Origin of the sequence: uncultured Arthrobacter sp. (assembly GCF_902805515.1) — a bacterium.
In the GTDB taxonomy this organism is placed as follows: Bacteria; Actinomycetota; Actinomycetes; order Actinomycetales; family Micrococcaceae; genus Arthrobacter_D.
Genome location: NZ_CADCTE010000072.1, coordinates 1 through 3551 on the forward strand (window position 1 = coordinate 1; position 3551 = coordinate 3551).

Genomic DNA, 3551 nt, shown 5'->3' on the forward strand with positions numbered 1-3551 from the left:
ATGCTTCTCCAAAGGACAGCGGCCGTGGCGGCCGCACTCGCCGCCCTCGGCACCCTGGGCCTGGCACCGGCTCCCGCAGCGCCGCCGGCACCGAACGGCGTCGAGCTGGGCCAGCCACGGGCCGCCGCGCACGCCCATAACGACTACGAACACGACCGTCCGCTCTTCGACGCGCTCGAGCACGGCTTCACGAGCGTCGAGGCGGATATCTGGCTCGTCGACGGGGAGCTTCTGGTCGCCCACGACCGCGAGGATGTCCAGGCCGGGGTGACCCTCGAAAGCCTCTACCTGGACCCGCTCGATGCGCTGGTCACGGGACATGGAGGCAGCGTGTATCCGGGGTGGGGCGGCGGCTTCCAGCTGCTGATCGACATCAAGAGCGAGGCCGCCCCGACCTACGCCGCAATTGAAGAGGAGCTCGCCGAGCACCGCACGATGCTCACCCGCTACACGCACGGGAAGACCAAAACGGGGGCCGTGACCGCGGTAATCAGCGGCAACCGGCCGCTGTCCGTCATGAGCGGCGCCGACCAGCGCTTCGGCTTCTACGACGGACGCGCGGCGGATCTTGGCGGGGCCCTTCCCGCCGAACTCATGCCGCTGATCAGCAACAACTGGCAGCAGCTCTTCTCCTGGCGGGGTGTGGGTGAAATGCCTGCCGCGGAGCGGGAGAAGCTGACGGCCTACGTCGCGGCCGCCCATGCACAGGGTGCGCGGGTCCGCTTCTGGGCGACTCCGGACCTGCCAGGACCGGCACGCGAGGCGGTGTGGGCCGAACTGCTCGCGGCGGGCGTCGACCACATCAACACCGACGACCTGGCTGCCCTGGAACGGTTCCTCGCCGACAGGGGGTAGGCCGGTGCGCGGCGCCTTCTCCGACGGGGAGGCGCCGCGCAGCACCTTCCCACGACGCTGGTCGAATCGAGGCCGCACCCGGCCGGCCCCGCCGGTCGGACCGCGGTCCTCCTCCAAGACGCGGGCCGTGCGGCAAAGTAGTGCCATGGAGATTCTTCGATACGCCGCCTTCACGAGTGAGCCCACCGGCGGGAACCCTGCCGGCGTCGTGCTCGACGCCACCGGACTGGACGACAGCACCATGCAGCGGATCGCCGCGGACGTCGGATATTCGGAAACAGCGTTCGTCTGGCCCGGCGACGGGCGGAACTACACCCTTCGGTACTTCAGTCCCCTGGCGGAGGTGCCGTTCTGCGGCCACGCGACCATCGCCACGGCCGTTGCGCTGGCGGAGCGGATCGGACCGGGAGAGCTGACGTTCGGCACGCCCGTGGGCGACATCGCCATCTCGACGGCCGGCACGGCCCCCGGCTACCGGGCCACCCTCATCAGTGCACCAACGCGGAGCCGGGAAGCCTCCGCCGAGGAGACCGCCGGGGCCCTCGCCGCGCTCGGCTGGGCGGCCGAGGATCTCGATCCGGAGCTTCCGGCCCACGTAGCCTTCGCCGGCAACGAGCACCTGGTACTGGCGGCCCGCTCCCGTGCTCGCCTGGCGGATCTCGACTATGACTTCGAGGCCCTCAAGGAGCTGATGACGGAGAGGGGCTGGACGACGCTGCAGCTGATCTGGCGCGAGGACCCCGTCACCTTTCACTCCCGCAACCCCTTCCCCGTGGGTGGTGTAGTGGAGGATCCGGCCACCGGCGCCGCGGCGGCAGCGCTGGGCGGTTACCTGCGGGAGCTGGGACTCATCACCGCACCACAGCGGGTCACGATCCTCCAGGGCCAGGACATGAGACGGCCGAGCACCCTCGAGATCGAGGTCTCCCCTACCGATGCGCGCGTTTCGGTCAGCGGCATTGCGGTGCCGATTCCCGAGTAGGAGGCCGGGCGGCACCGGCGAGCCGTCGTCGGGCGCCTCCACCGAAGCCGCACCCCGCCGACGCCGCACCTCGCCGACGCCACACCCCACCACGGGCGCCGCCTCCTCCGCCGAAACTGCAGCACACCACGCCATCCCCCACTCAAAGCGTGGTTAGCTGCACACTCGACGGAGAAGGACGAGGCGCGAGGGCCCGCACACGCAACGCTCCCGCCGAAACTGCAGCACACCACGCTGTCCGCCACCCAAAGCGTGGTTATCTGCACACTCGACGAGACGAGGACGGCCGAAAGCGGGGTTAGCTGCACACTCGGCGGAGACGAAGCGCCGAGGTCCCGGCTGCCCCGGCCACGGACCCGACACACGAAGAGGCCCCCGCCACCCTGGTGGGTGGCGGGGGCCTCTTCGGAATCGCCCGGGGCCGGTGGCCTACTTCGAACCGTAGTTCGGGGCCTCCACCGTCATCTGGATGTCATGCGGATGGGACTCCTTGAGCCCGGCCGCCGTGATGCGGACGAACTTGCCCTTGGCCTTGAGCTCGGGGATGGTGCGCGCACCGGTGTAGAACATCGTCTGGCGCAGCCCGCCGACCAGCTGGTACGCCACCGAGGCCAGCGGCCCGCGGTAGGCAACCCGGCCCTCGACGCCCTCGGGGATGAGCTTGTCGTCCCCGCTGACATCGGCCTGGAAGTAGCGGTCCTTGGAGTAGGAGGTGTTCTTTCCGCGGGTCTGCATGGCGCCGAGCGAACCCATGCCGCGGTAGGTCTTGTACTGCTTGCCGTTCACGAAGACCAGCTCACCGGGGGCCTCGGCCGATCCGGCCAGGAGCGAGCCCAGCATGACCGTGTCGGCACCGGCCACCAGCGCCTTGCCGATGTCGCCCGAGTACTGCAGTCCGCCGTCGGCGATGAGGGGCACACCGGCGGGAATGGCGGCCTTGGCGGATTCGTAGATGGCGGTCACCTGCGGCACCCCGACGCCGGCGACGACGCGGGTGGTGCAGATCGAGCCGGGCCCGACGCCGACCTTGACGACGTCGGCACCGGCGTCGATCAGGGCCTGGGCGCCGGCACGGGTGGCCGCCTGGCCGGCGATGATGTCCACGTGCGCGAGGGCCTTGTCGGCCTTGAGCCGGGCGACCATCTCCAGGACCCCGGCGCTGTGGCCGTTGGCGGTGTCTACGAAGAGGGCGTCCACGCCGGCGTCCACGAGGGCCATGGCGCGCTCCCAGCCGTCGCCGAAGAAGCCGATGGCGGCACCGACCCGCAGGCGCCCGTCGTCGTCCTTGGTGGACAGCGGGTACTGCTCGGCCTTGGTGAAGTCCTTGACGGTGATGAGTCCGCGGAGGATCCCTTCGTCGTCGACGAGGGGAAGCTTCTCGATCTTGTTCGTGCCCAGCAGCGCGATGGCCTCGTCGCCGCTGATGCCGACGCGGCCGGTGATCAGCGGCATCTTGGTCATGACCTCGCGCACCAGGCGGTGCGGGTAGTCCTGCTCCGAGACGAAGCGGGTGTCGCGGTTGGTGACGATGCCGAGGAGGTGGCCGAAGTCGTCGACGACCGGAAGACCCGAGACGCGGTATTGCCCGCACAGCTCGTCGAGCTGGGCGAGGGTGGCGTCGGGGCCGATGGTCAGCGGGTTGGTGATCATGCCCGACTCGCTGCGCTTCACCCGGTCGACCTGCTCGGCCTGGTCGGCGATCGAGAGGTTGCGG

General features: G+C 70.0%; 3 protein-coding genes. 2 read left to right on the top strand and 1 reads right to left on the bottom strand.

Annotated elements, in window-relative coordinates; translation table 11 throughout:
* On the top strand, positions 1-855 hold an 855-nt coding region (locus QZX79_RS06075; protein ID WP_294566063.1), incomplete at its 5' end, for a phosphatidylinositol-specific phospholipase C/glycerophosphodiester phosphodiesterase family protein.
* A 145-nt stretch (positions 856-1000) separates the two neighbouring features.
* Positions 1001-1837, top strand: coding sequence for a PhzF family phenazine biosynthesis isomerase (locus tag QZX79_RS06080; RefSeq protein ID WP_294566066.1), 837 nt, complete (start codon positions 1001-1003; stop codon positions 1835-1837).
* Positions 1838-2266: 429 nt separating this feature from the next.
* On the opposite strand, the gene QZX79_RS06085 is transcribed toward QZX79_RS06080, so the two are convergent.
* Positions 2267-3551 (bottom strand): IMP dehydrogenase (locus QZX79_RS06085; protein ID WP_294566071.1); only part of this gene is annotated, 1285 nt, incomplete at its 5' end.

Coding starts and splice junctions, on each gene's coding strand:
- QZX79_RS06080 (WP_294566066.1), top strand. CDS start 1,001: ATGGAGATTCTTCGATACGCCGCCTTCACGAGTGAGCCCACCGGCGGG.